This window comes from Microbacterium sp. MPR-TSA4, from assembly GCF_058792815.1.
On record NZ_JBXAFF010000020.1, the window covers coordinates 21,976 to 47,412 of the forward strand.

The window sequence follows — 25,437 nt, forward strand, 5'->3', positions numbered from 1 at the left end:
GCCACCCCCGCGCGCCGGGCAAATTCTCGAATAGCCTGGAGGTATCCCCGACGCTCCACCCCGAGGTATGACGCTGAACGAGAACGCCGCCCATCAGTTCCAGGTCGACCTGCGCGGAGTCATCGATCTGCTCAGCCGGCACATCTACTCCGGTCCCCGCGTGTATCTGCGCGAGCTCCTGCAGAACGCGGTCGACGCGATCGCCGCGCGCCGCGGCGTCGACGGCGGGGGCGGGCGCGTGCGGATCACGCCGGTGAGTGCGGCATCCGACGAGTTCGTCCTCCGCGACGACGGCGTCGGTCTCACCGCCGCCGAGGTCGCCGATCTGCTGGCGACCGTGGGGCGCAGCTCCAAGCGCGACATCTTCGACCTGCCGCGCGGCGACTACCTGGGCCAGTTCGGCATCGGGATGCTGTCGTGCTTCATGGTCTGCGACACCATCGTCATCCGCTCGCGCAGCGCCGCCGCCGGCGAGGCCGTCGAGTGGGTGGGCCGCTCCGACGGCACCTTCACCGTCGGCCCCGGCGCGCCGGAGACCCCCGTCGGCACCAGCGTGCACCTCTCCCCCCGCGCCGAGACGCGCGCCCTCGTGGAGACCGCGACGGTGCTCGAGCTCGCCGAGACCTTCGCCGCCTACCTGCCCGTGACGATCGCAGTCGACCTGCCCGCCGGCGGCGAGACGACGATCACCACCGCGCCGCCGTTCCTGTCCGCCGACCGCGAGACGCGGCTGGCCTACGGCCGCGACCTCCTCGGTGCGGAACCGCTGGACGTCATCGCGCTGACGGTGCCGGCGACGCAGACCCGCGGTGTCGCCTACGTGCTGCCGTTCGCGCCGCCGCCGTCGGCGCGGCAGAGCACCCGCGTGTACCTGCGCCGGATGCTGCTGACCGAGCGCGCCGATGACATCCTCCCCGACTGGGCGTTCTTCGCGCGCGCCGTCATCGACTCGGAGGGACTGCACCCGACCGCGAGCCGGGAGGCGCTGGTCGACGACGACGCGCTGGAGCAGACCCGTCGGGAGCTGGGCGACGGCATCCGCCGGTGGATCCTCGACCTCGCGCTGAGCGATCCCGCCCGTCTCGCCCAGTTCGTCGCGATCCACGAGGTCGCCCTCAAGGCGCTCGTGCGCCACGACGACGAGCTCGCCCGCTTCATCGTCCGCTGGCTGTCGGTGGAGACCACGCAGGGCCGGCTGCGGATCGAGGAGCTCGTGCGCCGCTTCCCGCACGTGCGCTACGCCGAGACCGTCGACGAGTTCCGCCAGGTGGCGAGCGTCATCGACGACGGCGGGGTGCTGGTCGACGGCGGCTACGTCTACGACGCCGATCTGATCCGACGCCTCCCCGACGTCTTCCCCCACGTCACCGTCGAGCGCATCGAGGTGCTGGACGAGATCGACCGGCTCGATCTGCCGCCTCTGGACGACCGCGCCGCCGCGTTGGAGCTGGAACGCCGCGCGGCGGCGGCGCTGCCCGACGTCGACGTGATGGTCCGCTCCTTCGCGCGCGGCGAGCTGCCCGGCCTGTTCGTCTCCGACCCCGCCGTGCTGCGCGCGCTCGATCGCGGCCGTGCCCGCAGCGCCGGCGGTGCGCTGTGGGGCGGCGTGCTCGATCGCGCCGCCGCGGTCGTCGGCGGCGCGCCCGCCGACGGCGCCCCCGCCGCGCGGCTGTGTCTGAACTGGACCAACGCGCTCGTGCGCCGACTCGGATCGGCCCCGGACGGCCGGGTGTTCGACCTCGGCATCCACCTGCTGTACGTCCAGTCGCTGCTGGCCGGCCACCACCCGCTCGGCGCGGCCGACCGCGCACTGATGACGACCTCGCTCTCGGAGCTGCTCGGCCGTGCGTTGCACGCCGACGACCCGGCGGCATCCGCATCCCCCGAAGGAGAATCATGACCAGCTTCGCCTCCCGCGTCCGCACGCTCTTCGACGAGATCGACCGCACGCCGTGGGGTCCCGCCGAACGTGCGCTCGTCGCGGACGCCGTGTCGCTGGCGCGGGAGAGCGGTGACGAGCGGCTCGAGTACGAGGCCCGGCTGCGGCAGACATCGAGCGCCAACATGGCCGGCGACACCGACCTGATGCTCACCTCGTTCGCGTGGTGCCTGGCCCATCACGACGCCGACCCGGAGCGCTTCCCGGCCGTGCTCGAACCCGCCGGCGACCTTCTCTGGCACTACAAGTGGATGGCCGGCGCGCTCTCCAACTCGCCCGAGTTCGCCCCCGCGCAGATCGCGGCGGTGCTCGACGACATGGCGGAGCACTACCGCCGCGCCGGCGTCGGCGAGTCGGGCGTGCTCATGGCGCGCTTCGAGGACGCCTGGTCGGCGGGCCGCGTCGAGGAGGCGGCTGCCCTGCAGCAGCGACTGGAGGCGACCCCGCGAGACGACTACAGCCACTGCGACGCGTGCGTGCGCAGTCAGTTCGCCGGATTCTTCGCCGAGACGGGACGAGAGGACGACGCGATCCGCCTCGTGCAGGAGATGATCGAGGGCGGCTTCTCGTGCGGCGAGGAGCCGGAGCACGCGCTCGCCCGCATCCTGCTGCCGTACCTGCGCGCCGGGATGCTGGACGAGGCGCGCGCCGCGCACCTGCGCAGCTATCGGCTGGCCAAGGACAACCCCGCGAACCTCGCGATCATCGCGGACAACGTGGTCTTCTGCGCCGTCACCGGCAACGACGCCCGCACCCTGGCCCTCGTCGAGAAGCACCTCCCCTGGCTGGTGCACGACGGGCTGGATGCCGCGGCGCACGAGACCGCCCTGGCCGCGTTCGCCGTCGGCCTCGACGCGGTCGCCGCGGGCGGGCACCCCGACACGCCCGTGCGCGGCTCGGAGGCGGCCGAGCTGGTGGCCGTGCTCGGCCCGCACGACGGCCCGTGGTCGGCTGCCGAGCTGGCGGCGCGGGCGTGGGCCGAAGCCGACCGCATCGCCGCCGCGTTCGACGCGCGCAACGGCACCGACGCGCATGCCCGTGCTCTCGCGCGACTGCGCGAGAGCGGGGCCGAGCGCTACGACGTGCCGATCCGCTCCCACGAGTTCTCGACCCTGGTCGCGGCGGAGGAGCCGCAGACCCCGCAGCAGCGGGTGGAGCGCGCGCTCGTGCTCGCCAGCGCGGGATCGAGCACCGCGATCGACGCCATCCGTGCCGCCCTCCCGGACGCCGTCGGGGAGGAACGGGTCGCTCTGAGCTCGCACCTCGTCTCCGCCCTCACCTCGTACGGCCGCACCGACGAGGCGTCCGCCGCGCTCGCGGACCGGCGCGCCATCCTGCGGGAGGCGGGCCTGGACGTGCAGGAGGCACTGGAGGAGCGGCTCGGACTCGTGCTGTTCGGCGTCGACCTGGTCGAGTCGCTCCCGCGCGTGCAGGACGAGCTCGACGCCCTGGCGGCGGATCGGATCGCCGAGCGGGCGGATCTGCTGTCGACGGTCGCGATCGGCCGACTCTGGGCGGGCGATCACGACGCCGCGCTGGCGCCGGCCCGCGATGCCGCGGCCCTGTTCGCCGAGGCCGGCGACGTGGGCCGCGCCCACGGCATGCGGCTGCTCGAGGCGGACGCGCTCTCGGCCGCCGACGACGCCGCCGGCGCCATCCGGGTCATCGACGCGCTGCTGGCCGATCCCGCGGTCGACGACGGCCGACGCGTGCGCGCCCTGGTGACCCGTGCCCGGCTGCACGGTGTCGTCGAGGAGTTCGCCGCGGGCGCCGCCGCCGCCGACGAGGCGGCGCGGATCGCGGTCTCGATCGGCGTGGACGACGTGATCGTCTCGGAGTCCTTCCTGCTCGCGGCGATGCTGCATGAGGATGCCGGTGCGCCCGCGGCGGCGGTCAGCCGCTACCGGGTCGCCGCGGAGCGCCGCGACGGCGCCGACCTGTCGAGCGTGGACGTCCGTTTCCGCCAGGGCCGCGCGATGCTCGCCGCCGGGTTCGCCGCGGAGGCGGTGGACACGCTGAACGAGGTGCTCCGCGAGGAGAGCGAGAGCGGCGTCGAGCCGGCCTCGCGCGCCCTCACCGCCGCGCTGCTGGCGCAGGCGCTGCAGGCGGCCGAGGAGTACGGCAACGCCGTGGGAGCGTGGGCGTACACGGCCGATCTCCGCGAGGAGGCCGAGGATGCCGCGGGCCGGGCGTACGCGCTCGTGCAGCAGGGCCGCCTGCTCGGACGCTTCGGAGCCCTGGACGATGCGATCGAGGTGCTCGCCGAGGCCGTCGGCATCGTCCGCGGCGACGACGACGAGGTGGGCCTGCTGGCCGACGCCCTGCACACCCTGGCCCAGGCGCATCAGCAGCGCGGCGACGACGAGGCGTTCGCCCTGGTCGACGAGGCTCTGGAGCTCGGCCGACGCCACGAGGCGGCCTGGTTCGTCGCGGACGTGCTCGACACCCGCGCCCGTCTGCTGATCGGCCGCGGAGACGTCGACGACGCCGTCGCGACCGCCCTGCAGGCCGCGGACGCGTTCGCGGCGGCGGGCGACCCAGCCGGCGCCGGCGGGTCGGAGCTGCTGGCGGCGCGCGTGCTGCGCGAGGCCGGCCGGCCCGGCGACGCCGTGGCGGTCTACCGCGCCGCCTTCGACCACGCCGACGACGCCGAGGCCCTCCGACAGGCCGTCGCCCTCGAGCTGGGCGACGTCCTGGAGGGCCTCGGCCGTCACGCCGAGGCGGCCGAGGTCCGGGCGGTGCTGCCGGCCTGACCGGGCTCAGCCCGCGATGCGGATGAGCTTCTTGTTGACGAACTCCTCGGCGGCGAGCAGGCCCATCTCACGTCCCGTGCCGCTGCGCTTCACGCCGCCGAACGGCAGCTCGGGCGAGTCGGCGAGGACGATGTTGACGTAGACCATGCCGGCGTCGATGCGGTCGGCGATGCGGGCGGCCTGCGCGGGGTCGGTCGTGAAGACGTACGAGCCGAGGCCGAACTCGGTGCCGTTCGCGATCTCGACGGCCTCGTCCTCGCCGCTGACGCGGTAGACGACGCCGACGGGACCGAAGAACTCCTCGCGGTAGGCGTCCATGTCGGCGGTGACACCGGTGAGGACGGTGCCGGGGAAGAAGGCGCCGTCGCGCGTGCCGCCGGTCACGACCGTCGCGCCCTGCGCGACGGCACGGTCGACCTGCTCCTGCAGCCGCTCCGCGGCCGCCAGGGACGACAGCGGTCCGAGCACGGTGTCCTCGGCGAACGGATCGCCGACCTTCGCCGCCTGCAGGGCCGCGGCGAAGCGCTCGACGAACCCGTCGTACAGCTCGTCGGCGACGAGGAAGCGCTTGGCGCCGTTGCAGGACTGACCGTTGTTGTCCAGGCGCGCATCGACGGCCGCCTGCACCGCGGCATCCAGGTCGTCGGTGGACAGCAGGATGAAGGGGTCCGAGCCGCCGAGCTCCAGCACGACCTTCTTGAGGTTGCGGCCCGCGATCTCGGCGACCGCCGCGCCGGCGCGCTCGCTGCCGGTGACGGAGACGCCGTGTACGCGACGGTCGGCGATCACGTCGGCGGCCTGCTCGTTCGTGAGGCGGACGTCGACGTAGGCGCCGGCGGGGAATCCCGCGTCGGCGTACATGGCCGCGATGGCCGCCGCCGACTCGGGGCACTGCGGCGCGTGCTTGAGCAGGATCGTGTTGCCGATCGCCAGGTTGGGCGCGGCGAAGCGGGCGACCTGGTAGTAGGGGAAGTTCCACGGCATGATGCCCAGCAGCACGCCCAGGGGCGAGCGGCGGATGACGGCGGTGCCCTCCCCCAGGATGTCGAGGGGCCGGTCGCCGGTGATCTCGTCGATGTGATCGGCGTAGAACTCGGTGATGTCGGCGGCGAAGTCGACCTCGCCCTCGGCCGCGGCGAGCGGCTTGCCCATCTCGCGCACGATGATCGCGGCGAGCTCGTCGCGGCGCTCGCGGTGCAGCTCGGCGACGCGGCGCAGCAGCGCCGCGCGTTCGGCGGGCGTCGAGGTGCGCCCCCACGTCTGGGCCGCCTCGTGGGCGGCCGCGACGGCGGCCTCGACCTCCGACGAGGTGGCGTCCGGGTAGGTGGCGAGGGTCTCGCCGGTGGCGGGGTTCACAACCGCATACGTCATCGTCGTTCTCCGTTCGTGTCGGATCGTGCTCGGTTCGCGTTCGGATCAGGTGGCGGGGATCAGCGTGTACTTCGTCGACAGGTACTCGTGGATGCCCTCCAGGCCTCCCTCGCGCCCCATGCCCGACTGCTTGACGCCGCCGAACGGTGCCGCCGCGTTGGACACGACGCCCGCGTTCAGCCCCATCATGCCGGTTTCGAGGCGGTCGATCATCCGCAGGCCCCGGGCGAGGTCCTCGGTGAAGACGTAGGAGACGAGGCCGTACTCCGTGTCGTTGGCCAGGCGCACCGCCTCGTCCTCGCTCCCGAACGTCGCGATCGCCAGCACCGGGCCGAAGATCTCCTCGCGCAGGATGTCGCTGCCGGCGGCGACGTCGGTGAGCACCGTGGGGGCGAAGAAGGTCCCGGGTCCGTCGATGGCCTCGCCACCGGTGAGCAGCCGGGCTCCGCGGGAGACGGCATCCGACACCAGCGCCTCGGTGCCGTCGACCGCCTTGCGGTCGATGAGCGGGCCGATCTGCACCCCGTCCTCCGTGCCGCGTCCGACGCGCATGGCGTCCACGCGCGCGGTGACGCGTCGGGCGAACTCCGCCGCGACGGACTCGTGCACGATGAAGCGGTTCGCGGCGGTGCAGGCCTGCCCGATGTTGCGGAACTTCGCGAGCATCGCCCCGTCGACCGCCTTGTCGAGGTCGGCGTCGTCGAAGACCACGAACGGCGCATTGCCGCCGAGCTCCATCGACACCCGGAGCACGCCCTCGGCCGCCTGCGCGATGAGCTTCTTGCCCACCGGCGTCGATCCCGTGAACGACAGCTTGCGCAGGCGGGGGTCGGCGATGATCGGTGCCGAGAGTGCACCCGAGCGCGTCGTGGTGACCACGTTGACGACACCCGCGGGCAGACCCGCCTCGACGAGCAGGTCGACGAAGGCGAGCGTCGTCAGCGGGGTGAGCTCGGCGGGCTTGACCACCACGGTGCACCCCGCGGCGAGCGCGGGAGCGATCTTGCGGGTCGCCATCGCCAGCGGGAAGTTCCACGGCGTGATGAAGAAGCACGGTCCCACCGGGCGCTGGCTGACGATCATCCGCCCGGTGCCCTCCGGGTTGGAGCCGTAGCGGCCGGCGATGCGCACCGCCTCCTCGCTGAACCAGCGCAGGAACTCGCCGCCGTAGGTGACCTCCCCGCGCGCTTCGGCGAGGGGCTTTCCCATCTCCAGGGTCATCAGCAGGGCGAACTCGTCGGCGCGGGCGGTGAGCAGGTCGAACGCCCGGCGCAGGATGTCGCTGCGCACGCGCGGAGCGGTGGCCGCCCACTCCTCCTGCGCCGCGACCGCGGCGTCGAGGGCACGGATGCCGTCCTCGGGCGACGCGTCCGCGATCTCGACGAGGGTGTCGCCGGTCGCCGGATCGACCACCGGGAAGGTGCCGGCGGAGCCGTCCACCCACTCCCCGGCGATGAACAGTCCGCGGGGAACCTTCTCGAGCAGTGCGCTTTCGCTGATCAACGTGCGGCCTCCTTCAGGCGACGGGTGCTGGCGGGGGCGTCCGTGGACAGCGTCTCGCCCCGGAAGAAGGCGGGGCGCTTCACGAACTGCCAGATCATGAGGACGATGCCCACCACGATGATGAGCATGCCGAGGATGAAGACGATCCCGACGCCGCCGACGTTGGCCCCCGACCCGTAGGCCGGGTCCATCGAGTCGAACAGCGTCGTGAAGAACAGGACGGCGAGGATGGCCCCGCCGACGAGCGGGAACAGGAAGGTGAAGAAGACGTTGCGCACCGAGTCGAACCACTGCTTGCGGAAGTACCAGACGCAGGCGAACGCCGTGATGCCGTAGTAGAAGCAGATCATCATGCCGAGGGTCAGGATCGTGTCCCACAGCGTGTTCTCGCTCACGACGCGCATGACGGCGTAGAACGCCGAGGCGACGATCGCCGAGACGATCGTGGCGAAGCCCGGCGTGAAGAACCGCGGGCTCACCCGGGCGAACGCGGGCGGAAGCGCGCCGTAGTGCCCCATAGACAGGAGCGTGCGCGCGGGTCCCACGAACGTCGACTGCAACGACGACGCCGAGGAGGTGAGCACGGCCAGCGACACCAGGAACGCCAGGGGACCGAGGATCGGCCCGGACAGGTGGAAGAACACGTTCTCCTGGATGCCCTCGTTGCCGAGCCCGAGCTCGCCCGTGCCGACACCGGCGTACATGATCATGGCGACCGCGAGCAGCAGGTAGATCGAGACGATCGTGAGCACCGTGATCGTCGCGGCGCGGCCCGGGGTCTTCTCGGGATCCTTCGTCTCCTCGTTCATGGTGAGGGTGACGTCCCACCCCCAGAAGATGAAGATCGACAGCGACAGGCCCGCCGCGAACGCGCTGAACGAGCCGACGGCGAACGGGTTGAACCAGCCGATGTCGAACGGCTGGAAGTCGAAGCCCTTGCCGCCCACGGCCTCCACGATCGCCGCGATCGCGAAGAACAGCAGCACGGCCACCTGGAAGGTGACCAGCACGTACTGCAGCTTCTGGGTGGTCTGCATGTCGCGGTAGGAGATGAAGGTCGCCGCCAGCATGAACAGCAGGCACACGCCGACGTTGATCCAGGTGTTCGCGGCCAGGTCGGCGATCTCCGCGTTGCCCGTGACCTGCGACAGCAGCAGGAACAGGAAGTCGACCGCGACGCCGGCGAGGTTCGACAGCACGAGGATGGTCGCCACCACCAGGCCCCACCCGGCCATCCACCCGACCCACGGGCCGAACGCGCGCGCCGCCCAGGTGAAGCTGGTACCGGCATCCGGCATGCGGTTGTTCAGCTCGCGGTAGCCGAAGGCCACCAGCAGCATGGGGATGAAGCCGACGAGGATGATCGCCGGGATCTGTGCGCCGACGGCGGATGCCGTGGGCCCCACGGCCGCCGTGAAGGTGTAGGCCGGGGCGATGCACGAGATGCCGATGACGACGGCGCCGATGAGACCGATCGTGCCGGCGCTCAGCCCTTTGCTGGACAGGCCGCCGGTCTCGGCGGGCACGGCCGGCGCGTCGGATGCGGAGGGTGCGCTCATCGTCGAGCCTCCTCGGAGTGGGAACGGGTGCGGGGGACGACGATCACCGGGACGGTGATCTCGTGGAGCATCTTGGCCGCGGTGGAGCCGAGGAACAGCCGTCGCGGCTGGGCGAGTCGGCTCGAGCCGACCAGCACGACCTCGCCGGGAAGCCAGTCGAGGTACGACACCGCCTCCTCGATGCTGTCGCCCGCGGCGACCGCCACGTCGGTGCGCAGGCCCGCGGGAAGCTCGGCGCGCGCCGCGGCGAGCACCTCGTCGGCTTCGGTCGTGCCGGCGATGCGGATCGCCGCGGTGTCGGCCGACGGCGGCAGGTCGACCGGCAGCAGCGAGAGCAGCCGGACCGGCGCGCCGATGGCGCCGGCGAGCTCGGCCGTCTCGGTGATCAGCGCGTCGGCGCCGGGTCGGGTGCCGATCGCCACCGTGAGACGTGCGATGCCGGTCTCCGGCGCGATCTTGCGCGCACCGCGCGGCACGAGCACGACCGGCACGTCGGAGGAGTGCAGCAGCTCGGTCGTCGTCGAGCCCAGACGGTGGCGGCCGCGCGAGCCGCCGTCGGCGGCGCCGACCACGATGTACGAGGCCCTCAGCTCGTCGGCGAGGGTCACCAGGCCCTCGGCGAACGACTCCGCCGGCCGGACGTGGGCGTGCGCCACGACGTTCGCGGGGATGCGGTCGATCGCCTGCGCGATCCACGTCTGGGCCTGCGCGTGCAGGTGACGGTCGTAGCCGGCATCCGGCGGGGTGATGACGCTGCGGTCCGCGCTGGGCAGGATGATCGCGACGTCGAGCACGGCGTCGAGGGCCGCCGCGAGCCGCGCGGCGAACGCGACGGCGTCGCGACCGGGCTTGGTCGCGGTGTAGCCGACGACGAGGTGACCGCTCATGCGCGGATCTCGTCGAGGATCTGTTGCGCCGCGACGCGTCCCATCCGGATGGCGCCGTCGACGTGCTGGTAGCCCGCGCCGGCCATGTCGCTGCAGGCGAAGTGGATCGGCCCGACGGGCGTGCGCAGGTCGGCGCCGTAGCGGTGGAGCCCGCCGAGGTCGAAGGATGCCGCGTACGCGCCGCGCGTCCACTCCTCGCTGCCCCAGTCGCTCTCGTAGTAGACGACGGGGTCCTTCGCCTCGGGGCCGTAGTAGTGGCTCAGCGACTCGAGGATGCGCTCCTTGCGCTCCGCGGCGCTGAGGCGGAACAGGTCGTCCGCGGTGCGGTCGGACACGAAGCCGACCAGGGTGCCGCGCTCGTCGCCGTGGTTCGTGTTGTCGTAGGCCTCGTGCGAGAGCTCGTAGGGGCTGAACGCGGTGCCGGACAGGCCCTTCTCGCGCCAGAAGGGCGTCTCGTACACGGCGTGCACCTTGATGACGAAGCCCATCGAGATGTGCTGGTGCATCTGGTGCTGCAGACGCGGCAGCGGCGGGACGAACGAGATGCGGTTGTAGAGCACGGGGGCCAGCGCGAGGATCGCGTGACGGGCACGCACCGTCACCCCCTCGGCGACGGCGACGACGCCTTCGCCCTCGGTGTACTCGAGGGTGCGCACCGGCTGGCCCAGGAAGACGTCGTCGCCCAGGCGCTCGGCGAGCAGCAGCGGCACCTGCTGCAGACCGCCGACGACGCGCTTGTCGAGGATGAAGTCGGCGTCGACGAGGTGGGTGTAGCTGCCGGCGGATGCCGCCATCAGCAGCGACTGCAGCAGCGAGAACGAGTGCGTCGGCTTGGTGAGCATCGCCGAGCCCGTCGGGAAGGCGAGGTTGCGGATGGCCTCGTCGTCGTCGGTCTGCTCGCGCAGCCAGGCATCCCAGGAGACGGTGTCCCACTCGGCGGCCTTCGGGTGGGCCCACGGGCGGTCGGGGTCGATCTCGGCGACCATCGCGTCCAGGCGCGCGGTCACCTCGGCGATGATCCGCTCGGTCTCGGCGCGCACGGGGAACATGTCGCCGGTGTAGCGGTGGGCCACCCCGTCGGGTCCGATGTAGACGCTGTCGCCCTCGCGGTAGCGGTCGAAGGTCTCCAGGCCCAGCTCCGCGATGGTCTCCTTCAGCGCGTCCTGATCGGGCGAGACCCACTGGCCGCCGATCTCGAGCATCGCGCCCTCGATCGTGTCGGTCCACAGCCGGCCGCCGACGCGATCGCGCGCCTCGAGCACGGCCACCGACAGACCGGCCTTCTTGAGCTGGTTCGCGGCCGTCAGGCCCGCCGCGCCCGCTCCGATGACGACGACGTCACGTGTGATCTCGGTCATGGTATCTCCTCTGTCGTGGGTCCGGTTGCGTGGTGCTCCCGCACGATGTCCCGATAAGCGCTGTCACAGTGGCCTCTGGAAGACCGAAAGTGGGACATCGCCGGGCGCAAGTGGGACATGGGGTGGGGTGAGGGCGTGGTGCCGGGGCGGGCTCAGGGGGCGGCGACGGCGGCGTGGGCGGCGACGGCGGCGGCGACCACGTCGACGCCCTCGGCGAGGAGGTCGTCCGAGATCGTCAGCGGCGGCAGGAAGCGGATGACGTTGCCGTAGGTGCCGCACGTGAGGACGATGACGCCCTGCGCGATCGCCGCCTTGGCGACCGCCGCGGTCAGCGCGGCATCCGGTGCCTTCGTGGCGGGGTCGACGAACTCGACGGCGATCATGGCGCCGGCGCCGCGGACGTCGCCGATGCGGGCGTCGGAGCCCTGCAGCGACTCGAAGCGGGCACGGAGGATCCCCCCGATCTCTCGTGCCCGCTCGAGCAGCCCGTCGTTCTCGAACGCGTCCATCGCGGCGAGCGCGGCGGCACAGGCCACGGGGTTGCCGCCGTACGTGCCGCCCAGACCGCCGCCGTGGGTCGCGTCCATGATCTCGGCGCGACCGGTGACCGCCGCCAGCGGCATGCCCCCGGCGATGCCCTTCGCGGTCGTGATGAGGTCGGGGACGATGCCGAACAGGTCGCTCGCGAACATCTCGCCGGTGCGGGCGAAGCCCGTCTGGACCTCGTCGGCGATGAAGACGACGCCGTTCGCGCGGCACCAGTCCACGACCGCCGGAAGGAACCCCTCGGCGGGGACGATGAAGCCGCCCTCGCCCTGGATGGGCTCGATGATGACGGCGGCGAGGTTGTCGGCGCCGATCTGCTTCTCGATCAGCGAGATGGCCCTGGCCGCGGCGTCCGCACCGCTCAGGCCGTCGCGGAACGGGTAGGACGCGGGCACCCGATAGACCTCGGAGGCGAACGGCCCGAAGCCGCTCTTGTACGGCATCGACTTGGCGGTGAGGGCCATCGTCAGGTTCGTGCGGCCGTGGTAGGCGTGGTCGAAGGCGACGACGGCCTGACGTCCGGTCGCCTTCCGGGCGATCTTGATCGCGTTCTCGACGGCCTCGGCGCCCGAGTTGAACAGCGCGGACTTCTTCTCGTGATCGCCCGGGGTCAGCCGGTTCAGCCGCTCGGCGACGGCGACGTAGGACTCGTAGGGCGAGATCATGAAGCACGTGTGGGTCATCTGGGCGACCGCGGCCTGCACGGCCGCCACGACGCGCGGGTTCGCGTTTCCGACGCTGGTCACCGCGATGCCGCTGCCGAGATCGATGAGCGAGTTCCCGTCGGCATCCACGACGACCCCGCCGCCCGCGGCGACGGCCTCGATCGGCACCGTGTGCGCGACACCCGCGGCGACGGCGGCGCTCTTGCGGGCCAGCAGCTCCTGCGAGCGGGGGCCGGGGATGCTGGTGACGAGGCGGCGCTCCTGCGCCAGGGTCGGTCCGCCGACGACGGCGCTGTCGATGATGCTCATGCCGGGAGCGTATGAGCCGCGAGCCCCGCGTCACACCTTCCGCCGTGTACATTCTGAGTCGAAGGGCATACGTCGCGTACAGCGGGGTGCGCCCGTCGACCCGCAGACCGCACCGCCGCGCGCGGCCCCGCAGCGCGCCGAGGAGGCCCCGCCGTGACCGATCCGCAGCCCACCCTGCGCGCGCTCCTCGCGCGCCGCGACCTCGATCTGCGCCTCGCGTCGGATCCGGACGACCTCGACGCGGGAGCGCTGGAGGCCCCGCTGCGGTGGGTGCACAGCTCGGACCTCGCCGATCCGACGCCCTTCCTGGCCGACGACCTCCTGCTGCTGACCACCGGCACCCAGTTCGTGGGGGCCGGTCCCGCGCCCGACGGCGACCTCGACGGGTACACGGCCTACGTCGCACGGCTGCGCACCCGCGGCGTGCGCGGCCTCGGGTTCGGCACCGAGGTCGTCCGCGACGGCATCCCGCCCGCCCTCGTCGAGGCGTGCCGCGCCGAGCGGATGCCGCTGTTCGAGGTGCCCTACCGCACCCCGTTCATCGCCCTCGCCCGCGCGAACGCGGAGGCGATCGCCGCCCAGGCGTACGCCCGGCGCACGTGGGCGCTCTCGGCGCAGCGCGCCATCTCGCTCGCCGCCCTGCGCCCCGACGGGCTCGCCGCGACGGTGGCGGAGCTCGCGGCGCAGCTCGGCGCGTGGGTCGGGCTGTTCGATGCGGCGGGCACGCTCACCCAGAGCGCCCCCTCCGACGCCCTCGACGAGGCCGCGCTCGCGGCGCTCGCGACCGAGGCCGGGGCCGTCCTCCGCCGCGGCGCGCGCGCCGCCTCGACCCTCGACATCGGCGACCGCCACGTCACGATGCAGACGCTCGGCCGCGGCGGCCACCTGCGCGGCCTCATCGCGATCGTGGGCGCCGACCTCGATCTGGAGGGGCGCAGCGTCGTGACCTCGGTGATCGCGATGGCCGGGCTCGCCCTCGAACAGAACGTCGGCCTCGGCCGGGCCCGCTCGGCCCTGCGCACGGGCCTGCTGCAGACCCTGCTGTCCGACGACCCCCAGCTGGCCCGACGGGTGTCGCGGGAGCTGTGGGGCCCGCTGCCGGCGGCGCCCGTCGTGGTCGCGGTGGCCAACGTCTCCCCCGGGCGTGCGGACGCCGCCGTCGACTGGCTCGAGCTGCGCGCGGCCGAGCGCGGTGGCCTCTTCTACGCCCGCAGCTCCGACGGCATCGTCCTCGTCGAACCCGCCGGCGACGAGCGGGCCGCCGAGGCGCTCTCGGGGCTGCTCGACGCCGCCGTGGGGGTCTCGGAGCCCGCCGAGTACGCGGCGTTCGCGCGGGCGCACGCGCAAGCCCTCACCGCCCTGCGCACCGCCGCGCCCGGGCGGGTGGGACGCTTCGCGGATGCCGCCGGCGTGCTGTCGAGCCTCGACTCCCCCGCCGCGCGGGCCCTGGCCGACGCGCGCCTGCGTCCCCTGCGCGCGCACGACGCGGCCCACGGGACGGCGCTGATCGAGACGGTGCGCACGTGGCTGGCGCACGATGCCCGCATCGACGAGGCGGCGCGCAGCCTCGGCATCCATCGGCACACCGTGCGCGCCCGCGTCGCGCACGCGCAGCAGCTGCTCGGCGTGGACCTGTCCCGGTTCCCGGCACGGGCGGAGCTGTGGGCCGCGCTGGTCGCGTCGGACTGAGACGCGCGCGGGATTCTTGGCGGACTCTTGGCGTGCGTGTGGGTGGATGATGGCGGACAGGAACGGAGGACGCATGTCGCGCGACGGTGCCCGACCACGGCTGCTCTACGTCGAGGACGACCCGACGATCGCCGGGATGACCGTCGAGGTGCTCTCGGAGGTCTATGAGGTCACGCACCTCACGGACGGCCGCGCGGCCCGCGACCGCGCGCTGGCCGAACGCTTCGACGTGCTCGTGGTCGACCGCCGCCTGCCCGGGCTCGACGGCGTCGAGCTGGTGCAGGCCGTGCGCACCGCCCGCCTGACGACACCGGTCCTGCTGCTGACCGCGCTGGGCGCCGTGTCGGATCGGGTCGACGGCCTGGATGCCGGGGCCAACGACTACCTCGTGAAGCCCTTCGACTTCGACGAGCTGCTCGCGCGGCTGCGCGCCCTGGTGCGCGGCCACCGGGCGGAGGGGCGGCGGCGCCACCTCGGCGACTGGACCTTCATCGCCGAGTCGGCAGCCTTGTACGGTGCGGGCGGGGAGCGCATCGCCCTGACGGCGACGGAGGCGCGGCTGCTCGCTCTGCTCGCGGAGAGCCCCGAGCACGTGTTCTCGCGCGACGAGATCCTCGGTGCCGTCTTCTCCTCGGACGATGCGCTCAGCTCGGTCGACACCTACGTCCACTACATCCGCCGGAAGGCGTCGCCCGAGATCATCGAGACCGTGCGGGGCCGCGGCTACCGCGCCGGGAGCAGCGCATGAGCGACGACGCCGACCGCCGCCGCCTGCACCGCGCGGCGCTGAACGTGGGCGTCCTGGTGGGCGTCGCCTCCGCCGTCGTGGTGACCGCCGGTGTCGCCGTGCTCGTCTCGATCCTGCTGCTGTCGGCGCGCCCCGAGGCGCACCGGGGCGGCGGGGACGCGGGCCGCCCCGGCCCGGACGGCGACCGGATCGTGGTCGACGTCGACCACGTGCTGCCCTGGGTGATCGCGCTCGGGGTGGCGGGCGTGGTGCTGCTCGCCCTCGTCGCCTGGTTCGCCGCGCGGCGGGCGGTCACTCCTCTCGCCACGGCGCTGCGCCTCCAACGGGGGTTCGTGGCCGACGCGAGCCACGAGATGCGCACGCCGCTGACGGCCCTCACGAGCCGGGTGCAGATCCTCGAACGGCGCCACCGCCGGGGCGAGGACCTGACGGCCACCCTCGCCGCGCTGCGCTCCGACGCGGCCGTGATGGATGAGGTGCTCACCGACATGCTGCTGACCGCGGAGGGCAGCGCCTCGGAGCGCACCCCCACGCCGGTGGCGGACGCGATCGCCGCCGCCACGGCGACCATCGCGCCGCTCGCCGAGGAGGCCGGGGTCGCGGTCGTCGTCACCGGCGCGAGCGCCGCTCTGGTCCGGATGCCGCGCGTCACCCTCACCCGGCTGTGCGTGGCGCTGCTGGACAACGCCGTGCAGCATTCGCCGACGGGGGCGACCGTCGAGATCTCCGCGGCGACGTCGGGCGACACCGTCGAGGTGCGGGTGCACGATGCCGGCGCCGGCATCTCCGACGCCGATCGCGACCGGATCTTCGAGCGGTTCGCCCGCGGTCCGGAGTCGGGGAGGCGGCGGGGCTTCGGTCTGGGGCTCGCACTGGTGCGCGAGGCGGCCACGACGGTGGGCGGCACGGTGGGCATCGAGTCGACCTCCTCGCGCGGGACGACGATGCTGCTGCGGCTGCCCGCCGCCTGACGACGGCTCGGCCCGCGCCCGGCCGCCTGCCGCGGCGCGCTCAGGCCGCCGCGTGGACGACCGTCTCCACGCCCACGCCGTCGAGCCACCGGCGCACGCGGAGCGACGCGGGCTCGCCGCCGGGGCCGTCCGTCGCGGCGGCGACCAGTCCGGAGCGCAGCGGCGCACCCCACAGCCACCCGAGGTCGTCGTCTGCCGAGACGGCGACGGCCGTCGCCCACGCGTCGGCGGTGGTGAGGTCGTCGGCGACGACGGTGGCGCTGACGAGACCGGGCACCGGTTTGCCCGACCGCGGGTCGCGCAGGTGCGCTCCCCGCTCCGCCGTCCCGGATGTCGCCACGGCGCCGGCCCGCAGCTCGACGGTCGCCAGCAGCGCGCCCGGGAGACGCGGGTCGGCGATGCCGACGCGCCACGACCAGTCCGCGTCGGCGGCCGTCCACACCCGCAGATCGCCGCCGACGTTGATCCCGACGGCCACGACGTCGCCGCCCTCGAGGAGGGGGACCAGGTGCGCGTCGGCGGAGCGGTCGGCCGCCCAGCCCTTCACGTAGCCGGTGGGATCGAATCCTCCGCGCCAGGAGGCGCTGAAGCGGCCGCCGGTGGCGGTCTCGAGCGTGGCGCAGGCCTGCACCACCTCCCGCAGCCGCGGATCGGCGTCGGCGAGCGCCAGCTCCCCGCGACGCAGCCGTGAGACCTGCGAGGCGGATCGGAACGGCGAGAAGAGGGCGTCGAGCTCGCGCAGCGCCGCGATCGTGGATGCCGCGGCGTCCGCGGCACGCGGCGGCACGGCGCCCGCGGCGATCACGTGGATGCTGACGGTGGTGCCCATGACCGCGGCCGTCCAGGCCTGCCGCCGCGGCGCGTTCACGCCGCCGCCTGATCGATCGCCGACTGCAGCGACGCGATGTAGCCGTCGCTGGTGTAGGTCGCCCCCGAGACCATGTCGATGGCGGCGCTCTGGGCGGCCATCGTCTCCGAGATCAGGCGGGGCAGCGCGTTCTGGTTGATCTGCCGGTCGCGGCCGTTGCTGCTCGGGTACTGGGGGGTCTGCACGTCCGTGATGACACCGCCCGCCACCGTGATCTGCACCTGCACGGCGCCGTAGCGGGTGTCGGCGGCGGCGCCCGTGTAGGTGCCGTCGGCGAGGCCGGTGCCCGACGAGGCCGTCGCGGACGGTGTGGGCGCGGCGGCCGTCGCGGTGGCGCGCGGCGTCGTCGTCGGCGTCGTCGCGGTCGGCGCCGTCGCGGTGCGGGCGGCGGCGGTGGCCGTGTCCGTCGCCGCGGACGCGGACGCGGACGCCTGATCCTCGGGCAACGACGTGCGGTAGCTGAAGAGCAGGACGAGCCCGCTCAGGGTCGCGAGTATCGCGTAGACGATCTTCTTCATCGTCGTCTCCTCTCCCGGCGTCAGACGCCGAAGGCTTCGCTGTGGATCCGGTCGGCGCTCACGCCCGCGGCGCGCAGGTCGCGCCGGACGGCGGCCATCCAGGGCTCGGGTCCGCAGAGGAACACGTCGTGCTCGTCGAGGGCCGGCACCAGCCGCCGCAGCAGCTCGGCACCCCGTCCGTCGGCGAAGTGCGCCGGCATCCACGTGGAGCCCTCGACCCGCCGTGGGCCGTGGAGCGCGACGTGGCGGACGCCGCGGTCGCGCACGAGGCGGTCGATGGCCGCCGTCCGCATCGCCTCGGCCGGCGCGTGGTCGCGCGTCACGAGCGTCGCCTCCCCGGGGGCGTACGGCTCGGCCTCGAGCAACGCCACGAGGGGTGCGACGCCCGCGCCCGCGCCGAGCAGGAGCAGGCCCCGCCGGGTGCGGGCCTCCCCCGTGAACTCTCCGTACGGCCCCTCGATGAGCACGCGCGTCCCGGGGCGCAGCGTCGCCAGGCGCCGGGTGCCGTCTCCGACCATGCGGGCCGCGACGACCAGCTCCCCGCGGCGCGGGTCGGCGGCGAGCGACAGCGGGTGCCCCCTCGTCCAGCCGGGGCCGTCCAGGAAGCGCCACACGAAGAACTGCCCCGCGCGGGCGCCGAGCCGCCCGAGCCTGCGGCCGCGCATGCGCACCACGACGCCGACCGGGCCGTCGGCCTCCACGGCCGTGACGCGGATGCCGTGGCGTGCCGATCGCCACAGCGGAAGGCCGACCCGGTACACCAGCACCGCCGCCGCCGTGACGGCCCACAGCCCCCACCAGTAGACCTCGGCGAGCGGATGCGCCGCGAAGTCCGCGCCGGTCCACAGCATGTGCGGGATCGCGAGGCCCACGCCGAGGTAGCCGTACAGGTGCAGCAGGTGCCACGACTCGTAGCGCATCGCGCGGCGCGCACGGCGGATGCTCGTCACCACGACCAGCACCAGCAGGCCCGTCCCGGCGGTGGCGAGCAGCATCCCGGGATAGTTCCAGACGAAGTCCCACAGCTGCACGAACACGTTCACGTCCGCCTGCGCCGCGTAGCCGACGACCAGCAGGGCGATGTGGGCCAGCAGCAGCCAGAACGACCAGAAGCCGACCCAGCGGTGCATCCGCGTGATCGCGTCGCGGCCGAACGCCCGCTCGAACAGCGGCACGCGCGCCATCAACAGCACCTGGTACAGCAGCAGGTTCGCCGACACCAGGCCCGTGATGCGGCCCAGCGTGTTGAGGGTGTCGGCATCCCACGCGAGCAGATCCTGCACGGCGCCGCCGGCGACCCACAGCGCCACGACGAACAGGCTGGTCGCCCAGATGACGGCGATCGCGACGAGGCGCCGCACCGGTCGCCACGACCGGGCGCGCACGGCGGGTGCGGCGGCGACGAAGGTGGCTCGGGTGGCTCGGGTGGCGGCCTGGGTGGTCATGCGTCGAGCGTCGCCGAGCGGCTCTGAGACAAGGCCAAGAATCCGCCGCCCCGGCGGCATCCATAGGAACCTGACAGGAGGGCGGGCCGGAGCTCAGCAGCCGCAGCTGTGGCGGATCACCACGCGCGGGGCGAACACCGCATCGAAGCGCGTCTGCCCCTCCGGCAGCGGGCCGGCGGTGCCCGCCAGGATGCGCGCGGCGGCGCGGCCCATCGCCTCCATCGGCTGACGCACCGACGTGAGCGTCGGCGTGCTGAGACGACCGGCCAGGATGCCGTCGAACCCGGTGACCGCGACCTCGTCGGGCACCCGCACGCCGAGCGCGGCGAGGGCGTCCAGCGCCATCAGGGCGTGCTGATCGGTGGCGCAGACGAGCACGCGCGGCAGGGCACCGCTCGCGTGCAGCGCGCTCAGCTGCTCGACCATGCGGTGCGGACCGCGCACCGTCCCGTCGATCGGCTCGTCGCGCGGGCGCAGACCCCAGCGGGTCAGCGACGCACGGTAGGCGGCGAACCGCTCGGCGTTGTCGAAGCCCTCCTGCCGGCCGACGAACGCGACGTCGTCGTAGCCGTGATCGCGCACGAGATGATCCACGAGCGCGCTCATGCCGCCCGCATTGTCCACGCGCACGCGATGGTGCGGGTCATCGCCCGGGGCGACGCTGAACAGCACCGTGGGGATGGTCGCGGGCATCCGCAGCAGCGCCGTCGGCAGCACGGGCGACGGGAAGATCGCCAGACCGTCGACCCGGCCCGCCGTGTCGGCCACCGAGACGTCGCTGTCGGAGCCGCTGGAGAGCACCACGGGCCGCCCCAGCATCCAGCACTCCAGCGCGAAGCCGCGCTGGACCTCGTCGACGTACAGCGGGAACGCGCGGGGATCGGACAGCGTCTCGTCGTCTGTCTGCGACCACGGGATGATGGCCCCGGCATCCAGCGGCGGACGGCGCGTGTCGGGCCGCGGCGGCGCGATGTCGCTCGGGTCGGCCCGCTCGAGCATGAGGTCGAACGCGTGCAGGCCCAGGATGCCGGTGCGACCGTTCGCGAGCCCACGGGCGGCGGCGCTCGGGGCGTAGCCGAGGCGGCGCGCCGCGGCCAGCACGCGCTCGCGCGTCGCCTCGCTGATGCGCTCGGGCCGGCGGAAGGCGAACGACACCGACGCGATCGATACGCCCGCCTCCTGCGCGACGTCGTAGACCGTCGGGCGACGCGAGCCGGCGTCACTCATGCGCAGCCCCTCCTCGTGTCCACGGCCGCCTCACGCGTCGGCGCGGCCTCCGACCCGCATCGGCAGCTCCAGGCCGAAGTGGACCGGGAAGAGGGGGTCGCCCGTATCCGACGGTACATCTTCGCGGGAGGCGCGCACGGCATCCATCGAGCGCGGCAGCTCGATCGGCAGGCGCCCCTCGGGGGCGATGCGGCCCGTGAGCACGTCGACGACCGCGCGCGACGAGCTGCCGAAGTCGACGACGATCGCCGACGCGAACGCCGCGAACGGGGTCAGGATGCCGGGACGGTCGAGATTGACCACGAGCACGAGCGGGCAGTGCGCGGCGATGCTCCGCATCCGGTAGACGCGGCCGGGCGGGAACTCGAGCGAACCCTGGTGGAACCACGCCTCGAGGAAGAGGTCGTCGCGCGGCTCGAACGGCGCACCGAGGCGCACGAGCGCGAGATCCGCGTCGGCGGGGTCGGCGACGATCTCGCCCAGCTCGGCGACGTCCTCGGGGCGGAACCCCTCGACGTACACCCGGCGTCCGGCTCCGCTCAGCGGCAGCACCGGGTGATCCGCGCCCGGCGTCGGACGGTTCTGCACCACCGTCAGCGAACGCGCCTGCGCGCGCTCCCCCTCCGCCCGGAACTGCGCGTTCCCGACGATGCGCTCCGCCTCGTCGGGGTCGACGAACGGGTCGTCGAACAGGCCCAGCTGGAACTTCACGCGCAGGAGGCGAAGCGCGGACACGTCGATGCGGGCCTCGTCGACGCGCCCCGCGCGCACGAGCTCGATGAGAAGGTCGACGCACTCCTCGCCGCCGAACTGGTCGGCCCCGGCATCCAGGATCTTGAGCATGCGTTCGCTCGGCGACAGCTCCTCGACGCCCCAGGCGCGCGCCGGCAGCACCTGGTCGCCGACGTGGTTGTCGTTGACCAGCTCCCAGTCGGTGACGACGACCCCGTCGAAGCCGAGCTCGCCGCGGAGGAGGTCCGTGACGATCTGCCGGTTGTAGCCGAAGCCGACCTCTTCGATGGGCACCCCGTTGCGCTCCAGCCCGATGGGCATGCCGTAGTACGGCATCATCGCGGCGGTGCCGCGGCGGATCGCCTCGCGGAACGGCTCCAGGTGGTACTCGAACATGCCGCCCGGGTAGACCTGCTCGCGCCCGTACGGGAAGTGCGCGTCCTCGCCGTCCTTCTGCGGACCGCCGCCCGGGAAGTGCTTTGTCGTGCACGCGACACTGTCGGGTCCGAGCGCGTCACCCTGGAAGCCCTGCAGATAGGCGGCGGTGAACTCGGCGACCCGCGCGGCATCCTGCCCGAGGGTCTGGGCCTGCCGCCCCCAGCGGGGCTCGGTCGCGAGGTCGATCTGGGGGTGCAGGGCGGCGCGGATGCCGACGGCGCGGTACTCCTGGCGCGCGACGTCCGCGAACCGGCGCACCGTCTCGACGTCGTCGATCGCCGCCAGTCCGAGACCCTCCGGCCACTGCGAGAACGGCCCGGCGGCGAAGCCCACGCCGGTGTTCTCGACGAACGCGTGCCGCGGATCGGTGCTGACGGTGACGGGCACCCCGTGCGGAGTCTGCGCGGCCAGGGCCTGCAGGTTGTTGTTCCAGACGGCGGCCTGCCGGGCGGAGCGGATGGCGTGCACGTTGAAGTGCGACATGTGCTTGCCCCGGACGACCGTGGTCGTCGGCGACTTCGAGATGCGCCCGGGCGCCTCCAGCAGCTCGCCCTCCTCCCCCACCTCGATGACGGTCTGGAACATCAGCCCGCACTTCTCCTCCAGGCTCATCCGGGCCACGAGGTCGGCGGCGCGCTCGTCGGCGCTGCGGCGCGGATCCTCGTACGGATCCATCACCCCGTTGCCGTTGAGGTCGCGGAAGCGGGTGCCGTCGGGCGCGGTGAGATACGTGGGGGTCATGATTCTCTTTCTCGAGGCGGGTCGCGGGGGGCTCACTTGAGCCCGGTCGTGGCGACGCCCTGGATGAAGTAGCGCTGCAGGAAGACGAACAGCAGCAGGATCGGCGCGATCACGAGCACGGACCCCGCCAGCAGCAGGCCGTAGTCGGTCGCGTTCTGTCCGGTCGAGTACAGCGAGAGCGCCACCGGGAGGGTGTACATGTTCTCGGTCTGGGCCGCGACGAGCGGCCACAGGAAGTTGTTCCACGACGCGAGGAAGGTGAGGATGCCGAGGGTCGCCAGCGGCGGCCCGCACAGCGGCATGACGACACGGGCGAAGATGCGCAGCTCCCCCGCCCCGTCGATGCGCGCCGCCTCGATGAGCTCGTCGGGGATGCCGAGCATGAACTGGCGCATGAGGAACACGCCGAGCGGCGTCGTGATGAACGGCAGGATCAGCGCCGCGTAGCTGCTGGTCAGCCCGAGCGAGGAGACCATCACGAACAGCGGCACGAAGGTGACGACGCCCGGCACCATGAGCGTCACGAGCACCACGGCGAACAGGATCTTCTTGCCGGGGAAGTCCATCTTCGCCAGCGCGTAGCCGACCATCGAGCAGAACACGAGGTTGCCGAGCACGGTCAGCAGTGCCACGACGATGCTGTTGGTGAAGAAGCGGCCGATGTCGAGCGGACCGAACCACTGGGCGAAGTTGTCCCACGTGAACTCGCGCGGCCACCACGTGGGCGGGCGCTGCAGGATCTCGGCCTGGGTCTTGACGGAGCCCAGCAGCATCCAGGCGAACGGCAGCATCCACACGATGAGGCCGACGACGAGCACGGTGTAGGTGACGGCCCGGCCGGTGACGGCGCGGCGCGCGCGCCGCGTCGGGCGGGCGGTGACAGGAGCGGTCATGGCGGGGTCCTCTCAGTCCTTCGTCCGCAGCAGCCGGAACTGCAGCAGGCTCAGCAGCGCGATCGCGAGGAACAGGATGTAGCTGGCCGCCGAGGCGACGCCGTACTGCCCGAAGCCGAACTGCTTGAACGTGTAATAGGCGACCGACAGGGTCGAATCGAGCGGGCCGCCCTGGGTCATCACGAAGGCCTCCTCGAAGAACTGCAGGAAGCCGACCGAGATGAGCACGGCGCCCAGCAGCAGCGTCGGGCGCAGCATCGGCAGCGTGACCGCGGTGAGGCGCCGCCACGCCGAGGCGCCGTCCATCATGGCGGCCTCCTTGACGTCGGTCGGGATGGCCTGCAGGCCCGCCAGGAAGATCACCATCAGCGTGCCCACGTTGCGCCACACCGCCATCGCGATGAGCGACGGCAGCGCCCAGGTGGTGTCGTTCAGCCAGTCCGGCCCCTGGATGCCGACGACGGCGAGGGCGCTGTTGAGCAGCCCGTCCGGCTGCAGGATGTAGCGCCACACCACCGCGACGGCGACGATGCTCGTCACGACCGGTGCGTAGAAGCCGACGCGCAGGAACGAGACGATGCGCCCGCCGCCGGAGTTCAGGGCGAGCGCCAGTGCGAGGGCGACGGCCATCGTCACGGGGATGCCGACGACGACGAACGTCGCCGTCACGCCCATCGACTTCAGGAACGTGGGGTCGGTCAGCACCTTGACGTACTGATCGAGGCCCACGAAGTCGACCGCGAACGGGGAGCGGATGTCCTGCGCGCGGAAGTCGGTGAACGACATCGCGAACGAGCCGACGATCGGCACGATCATGAAGACCGCGAACACGATCACGAACGGGAGCGCGAACCCCCACGCGATCCATCCCTGACGCCGACGCCGGGACGACCCGGGTCGGCGACCACGGCCGCGGCCGGAGACGGCGGCGGCCGCTCCGGTCGCGGCCAGTGATGCCTGCGTCATCTCGATCAGCCCATTCCGAGGGCGTCGGCCTTGCTCTGCAGCTCCTTCATGGCGTCTGCAGGGCTCTGGGTGCCCAGGCGCACCTTCTCGAGCACGGCGTCGCCCGCGGCGGCGACCTGCACCCACGTCGTGGTCGCCGGCACCGACTTCGCGGTCTCGAGCTGCGTGCCGAACGCGGCGAGCGTCGGCTGCGAGGCGAGGGCCTGCTCCTTCCACGCGGCCTGGACGGCGGGCAGGTCACCGGTCTTCTCGTACCACTGCGCCTGCGTCGTCGGGTCGGTCAGCCACTGCGCGAGCTTCCAGGCGGAGTGCGCGTTCTTCGAGTTCTTGAAGACCGTGAGGTTCGCGCCGCCGCTGAACGAGGTGGACGACTCCTTCGTGGGCAGCACGGCGGTGGTGAACTTGCTGGAGAAGCCCTCCCCGCCGACCTTCTCGAGCGAGCCGATCATGAACGGCCCGTCGATGAGCATCGGGGTCGTGCCGGCGACGAAGTCCGCCTCCTGCGCGCCCGACGAGCGGTCGGCCGCCGGGTTGGCGATGCCCTTCTGGAAGAAGCTCTGGTAGTACTCGTACGCCTCCACCATCTGCGGCGTGTCGACGGTCCACTTATCGCCGTCGACGAGCGAAGCGCCGTTGGACCACGGCATCCACAGCGTGCCCTGGAACGAGTCGTTGCCGCCCGGCAGACGGATGCCGTACTCGGCACCGGCCTTGGACTGCATGTCGGCGGCCATCTGGCTCAGCTCGTCCCACGTGGTGGGGGCCGTGGTCCAGCCCGCCTTCTCGGCGAGGTCGGTGCGGTAGTAGAGCACGCGGGTGTCGACGTACCAGGGCGCCCCGGTCATGCGGTCGCCCACCTGGGTCGACGCGACGGCGCCGGGGAAGGTCCCGGAGGTGTCGAGGTCGGTCGGCACGGTCTGGAACGCGTCGGCGAAGTCGGCCATCCAGGTCGAGCCCATCATGGCGATGTCGGGCGTCGTGCCGCCGGCGATGGCGGTCTGGATCTTGCTGTACGCGGCATCCCACGGGATCGCCGTGACCTCGACGGTGACGCCGGGGTTGGCCTCTTCGAACGTCTTCACGAAGTCGGGCAGCGCCTCACCCTCCGCACCCATCGCCCACATCGTGATCGTGCCGGTGGCCGGCTCGCTTCCGATGGTCGTGGCGCTGTCGGGTGCGCTCGCGGCGTCGTCTGCGCGACCGCATCCCGCGAGCGCGAGCGCGCCGATGGCGACGAGAGCGACGGCTCCCAGCCGGACATGTTTCATGGTTCCTCCTCGAACGGGACACCCGCTGCGGTGTCGCTGGCCA

The 25,437-nt window shown here is 72.8% G+C and carries 19 protein-coding genes; 5 read left to right on the top strand and 14 right to left on the bottom strand.

The window, feature by feature from the left end; genetic code table 11:
• The first annotated feature begins 67 nt into the window (after positions 1-67).
• Positions 68-1,900 (top strand): HSP90 family protein, encoded by a 1,833-nt coding sequence (locus AC1Q49_RS09870; protein ID WP_101305750.1) that lies wholly within the window; start codon positions 68-70, stop codon positions 1,898-1,900.
• A complete protein-coding gene (locus tag AC1Q49_RS09875; RefSeq protein WP_492491910.1) occupies positions 1,897-4,692 on the top strand; it encodes a hypothetical protein in 2,796 nt (931 codons plus the stop codon). The genes AC1Q49_RS09870 and AC1Q49_RS09875 overlap by 4 nt, the downstream gene beginning before the upstream one ends.
• 6 nt (positions 4,693-4,698) lie before the next feature.
• Here AC1Q49_RS09875 and AC1Q49_RS09880 read toward each other — a convergent pair whose 3' ends face one another.
• The 6 genes from AC1Q49_RS09880 to gabT form a co-directional block, all read right to left on the bottom strand.
• Complete coding sequence (locus AC1Q49_RS09880; RefSeq protein ID WP_061782323.1) at positions 4,699-6,063, bottom strand: NAD-dependent succinate-semialdehyde dehydrogenase; 1,365 nt, start codon at positions 6,061-6,063, stop codon at positions 4,699-4,701.
• Positions 6,064-6,108: 45 nt separating this feature from the next.
• A complete protein-coding gene (locus AC1Q49_RS09885; RefSeq protein ID WP_191007997.1) occupies positions 6,109-7,566 on the bottom strand; it encodes an NAD-dependent succinate-semialdehyde dehydrogenase in 1,458 nt (485 codons plus the stop codon).
• The gene (locus AC1Q49_RS09890; protein ID WP_060959220.1) at positions 7,563-9,125 is read right to left on the bottom strand and encodes an APC family permease; all 1,563 of its coding nucleotides are present in this window, start codon (positions 9,123-9,125) and stop codon (positions 7,563-7,565) included. Before AC1Q49_RS09890 ends, AC1Q49_RS09885 begins: the two co-directional genes overlap by 4 nt.
• A complete protein-coding gene (locus AC1Q49_RS09895) occupies positions 9,122-10,012 on the bottom strand; it encodes a universal stress protein (protein WP_060959221.1) in 891 nt (296 codons plus the stop codon). The genes AC1Q49_RS09890 and AC1Q49_RS09895 overlap by 4 nt, the downstream gene beginning before the upstream one ends.
• Positions 10,009-11,370: a flavin monoamine oxidase family protein gene (locus tag AC1Q49_RS09900; protein ID WP_492491914.1), complete on the bottom strand. Its 1,362-nt coding sequence runs from the start codon at positions 11,368-11,370 to the stop codon at positions 10,009-10,011. The genes AC1Q49_RS09895 and AC1Q49_RS09900 overlap by 4 nt, the downstream gene beginning before the upstream one ends.
• 152 nt (positions 11,371-11,522) lie before the next feature.
• Entirely contained in the window at positions 11,523-12,890 is a 1,368-nt protein-coding gene (gene gabT / locus AC1Q49_RS09905) for a 4-aminobutyrate--2-oxoglutarate transaminase (protein ID WP_492491916.1), read from the bottom strand.
• A 153-nt stretch (positions 12,891-13,043) separates the two neighbouring features.
• Here gabT and AC1Q49_RS09910 point away from each other — a divergent pair, with 153 nt between their 5' ends.
• The 3 genes from AC1Q49_RS09910 (at position 13,044) to AC1Q49_RS09920 (ending at position 16,298) form a co-directional block, all read left to right on the top strand.
• Entirely contained in the window at positions 13,044-14,579 is a 1,536-nt protein-coding gene (locus tag AC1Q49_RS09910; protein WP_191007995.1) for a helix-turn-helix domain-containing protein, read from the top strand.
• A 73-nt stretch (positions 14,580-14,652) separates the two neighbouring features.
• Positions 14,653-15,327, top strand: a complete 675-nt coding sequence (locus AC1Q49_RS09915) for a response regulator transcription factor (RefSeq protein WP_061782320.1) — start codon at positions 14,653-14,655, stop codon at positions 15,325-15,327.
• The gene (locus AC1Q49_RS09920; protein ID WP_191007994.1) at positions 15,324-16,298 is read left to right on the top strand and encodes a sensor histidine kinase; all 975 of its coding nucleotides are present in this window, start codon (positions 15,324-15,326) and stop codon (positions 16,296-16,298) included. The genes AC1Q49_RS09915 and AC1Q49_RS09920 overlap by 4 nt, the downstream gene beginning before the upstream one ends.
• Before the next feature lie 40 nt (positions 16,299-16,338).
• Here AC1Q49_RS09920 and AC1Q49_RS09925 read toward each other — a convergent pair whose 3' ends face one another.
• The 8 genes from AC1Q49_RS09925 to AC1Q49_RS09960 all read right to left on the bottom strand — a co-directional run bounded on the left by AC1Q49_RS09925 (position 16,339) and on the right by AC1Q49_RS09960 (position 25,394).
• A complete protein-coding gene (locus AC1Q49_RS09925) occupies positions 16,339-17,166 on the bottom strand; it encodes an FAD:protein FMN transferase (RefSeq protein WP_492491920.1) in 828 nt (275 codons plus the stop codon).
• Entirely contained in the window at positions 17,163-17,684 is a 522-nt protein-coding gene (locus tag AC1Q49_RS09930; RefSeq protein ID WP_492491922.1) for an FMN-binding protein, read from the bottom strand. Before AC1Q49_RS09930 ends, AC1Q49_RS09925 begins: the two co-directional genes overlap by 4 nt.
• Before the next feature lie 20 nt (positions 17,685-17,704).
• The gene (locus tag AC1Q49_RS09935; RefSeq protein WP_492491924.1) at positions 17,705-19,129 is read right to left on the bottom strand and encodes a ferredoxin reductase family protein; all 1,425 of its coding nucleotides are present in this window, start codon (positions 19,127-19,129) and stop codon (positions 17,705-17,707) included.
• 93 nt (positions 19,130-19,222) lie between these two features.
• A complete protein-coding gene (locus tag AC1Q49_RS09940) occupies positions 19,223-20,356 on the bottom strand; it encodes a LacI family DNA-binding transcriptional regulator (protein ID WP_061782315.1) in 1,134 nt (377 codons plus the stop codon).
• 30 nt (positions 20,357-20,386) lie between these two features.
• Positions 20,387-22,267 (bottom strand): glycoside hydrolase family 3 protein, encoded by a 1,881-nt coding sequence (locus tag AC1Q49_RS09945; RefSeq protein ID WP_492491927.1) that lies wholly within the window; start codon positions 22,265-22,267, stop codon positions 20,387-20,389.
• A gap of 32 nt (positions 22,268-22,299) precedes the next feature.
• A complete protein-coding gene (locus tag AC1Q49_RS09950) occupies positions 22,300-23,160 on the bottom strand; it encodes a carbohydrate ABC transporter permease (protein ID WP_060960395.1) in 861 nt (286 codons plus the stop codon).
• 12 nt (positions 23,161-23,172) lie between these two features.
• Positions 23,173-24,126, bottom strand: coding sequence for a carbohydrate ABC transporter permease (locus AC1Q49_RS09955; RefSeq protein WP_101305741.1), 954 nt, complete (start codon positions 24,124-24,126; stop codon positions 23,173-23,175).
• 5 nt (positions 24,127-24,131) lie between these two features.
• Positions 24,132-25,394: an extracellular solute-binding protein gene (locus AC1Q49_RS09960; protein ID WP_191007986.1), complete on the bottom strand. Its 1,263-nt coding sequence runs from the start codon at positions 25,392-25,394 to the stop codon at positions 24,132-24,134.
• Between the last annotated feature and the right edge of the window lie 43 nt (positions 25,395-25,437).

Excerpts from the sequence above, each read along its gene's own strand:
- AC1Q49_RS09875 (WP_492491910.1), top strand. The coding sequence starts at position 1,897 with ATGACCAGCTTCGCCTCCCGCGTCCGCACGCTCTTCGACGAGATCGAC.
- AC1Q49_RS09935 (WP_492491924.1), bottom strand. The coding sequence starts at position 19,129 with ATGACCACCCAGGCCGCCACCCGAGCCACCCGAGCCACCTTCGTCGCC.
- AC1Q49_RS09950 (WP_060960395.1), bottom strand. The coding sequence starts at position 23,160 with ATGACCGCTCCTGTCACCGCCCGCCCGACGCGGCGCGCGCGCCGCGCC.
- AC1Q49_RS09880 (WP_061782323.1), bottom strand. The coding sequence starts at position 6,063 with ATGACGTATGCGGTTGTGAACCCCGCCACCGGCGAGACCCTCGCCACC.
- AC1Q49_RS09940 (WP_061782315.1), bottom strand. The coding sequence starts at position 20,356 with ATGAGTGACGCCGGCTCGCGTCGCCCGACGGTCTACGACGTCGCGCAG.
- gabT (WP_492491916.1), bottom strand. The coding sequence starts at position 12,890 with ATGAGCATCATCGACAGCGCCGTCGTCGGCGGACCGACCCTGGCGCAG.
- AC1Q49_RS09900 (WP_492491914.1), bottom strand. The coding sequence starts at position 11,370 with ATGACCGAGATCACACGTGACGTCGTCGTCATCGGAGCGGGCGCGGCG.
- AC1Q49_RS09945 (WP_492491927.1), bottom strand. The coding sequence starts at position 22,267 with ATGACCCCCACGTATCTCACCGCGCCCGACGGCACCCGCTTCCGCGAC.
- AC1Q49_RS09915 (WP_061782320.1), top strand. The coding sequence starts at position 14,653 with ATGTCGCGCGACGGTGCCCGACCACGGCTGCTCTACGTCGAGGACGAC.
- AC1Q49_RS09895 (WP_060959221.1), bottom strand. The coding sequence starts at position 10,012 with ATGAGCGGTCACCTCGTCGTCGGCTACACCGCGACCAAGCCCGGTCGC.
- AC1Q49_RS09955 (WP_101305741.1), bottom strand. The coding sequence starts at position 24,126 with ATGACGCAGGCATCACTGGCCGCGACCGGAGCGGCCGCCGCCGTCTCC.
- AC1Q49_RS09890 (WP_060959220.1), bottom strand. The coding sequence starts at position 9,125 with ATGAGCGCACCCTCCGCATCCGACGCGCCGGCCGTGCCCGCCGAGACC.
- AC1Q49_RS09960 (WP_191007986.1), bottom strand. The coding sequence starts at position 25,394 with ATGAAACATGTCCGGCTGGGAGCCGTCGCTCTCGTCGCCATCGGCGCG.
- AC1Q49_RS09930 (WP_492491922.1), bottom strand. The coding sequence starts at position 17,684 with ATGAAGAAGATCGTCTACGCGATACTCGCGACCCTGAGCGGGCTCGTC.
- AC1Q49_RS09870 (WP_101305750.1), top strand. The coding sequence starts at position 68 with ATGACGCTGAACGAGAACGCCGCCCATCAGTTCCAGGTCGACCTGCGC.
- AC1Q49_RS09920 (WP_191007994.1), top strand. The coding sequence starts at position 15,324 with ATGAGCGACGACGCCGACCGCCGCCGCCTGCACCGCGCGGCGCTGAAC.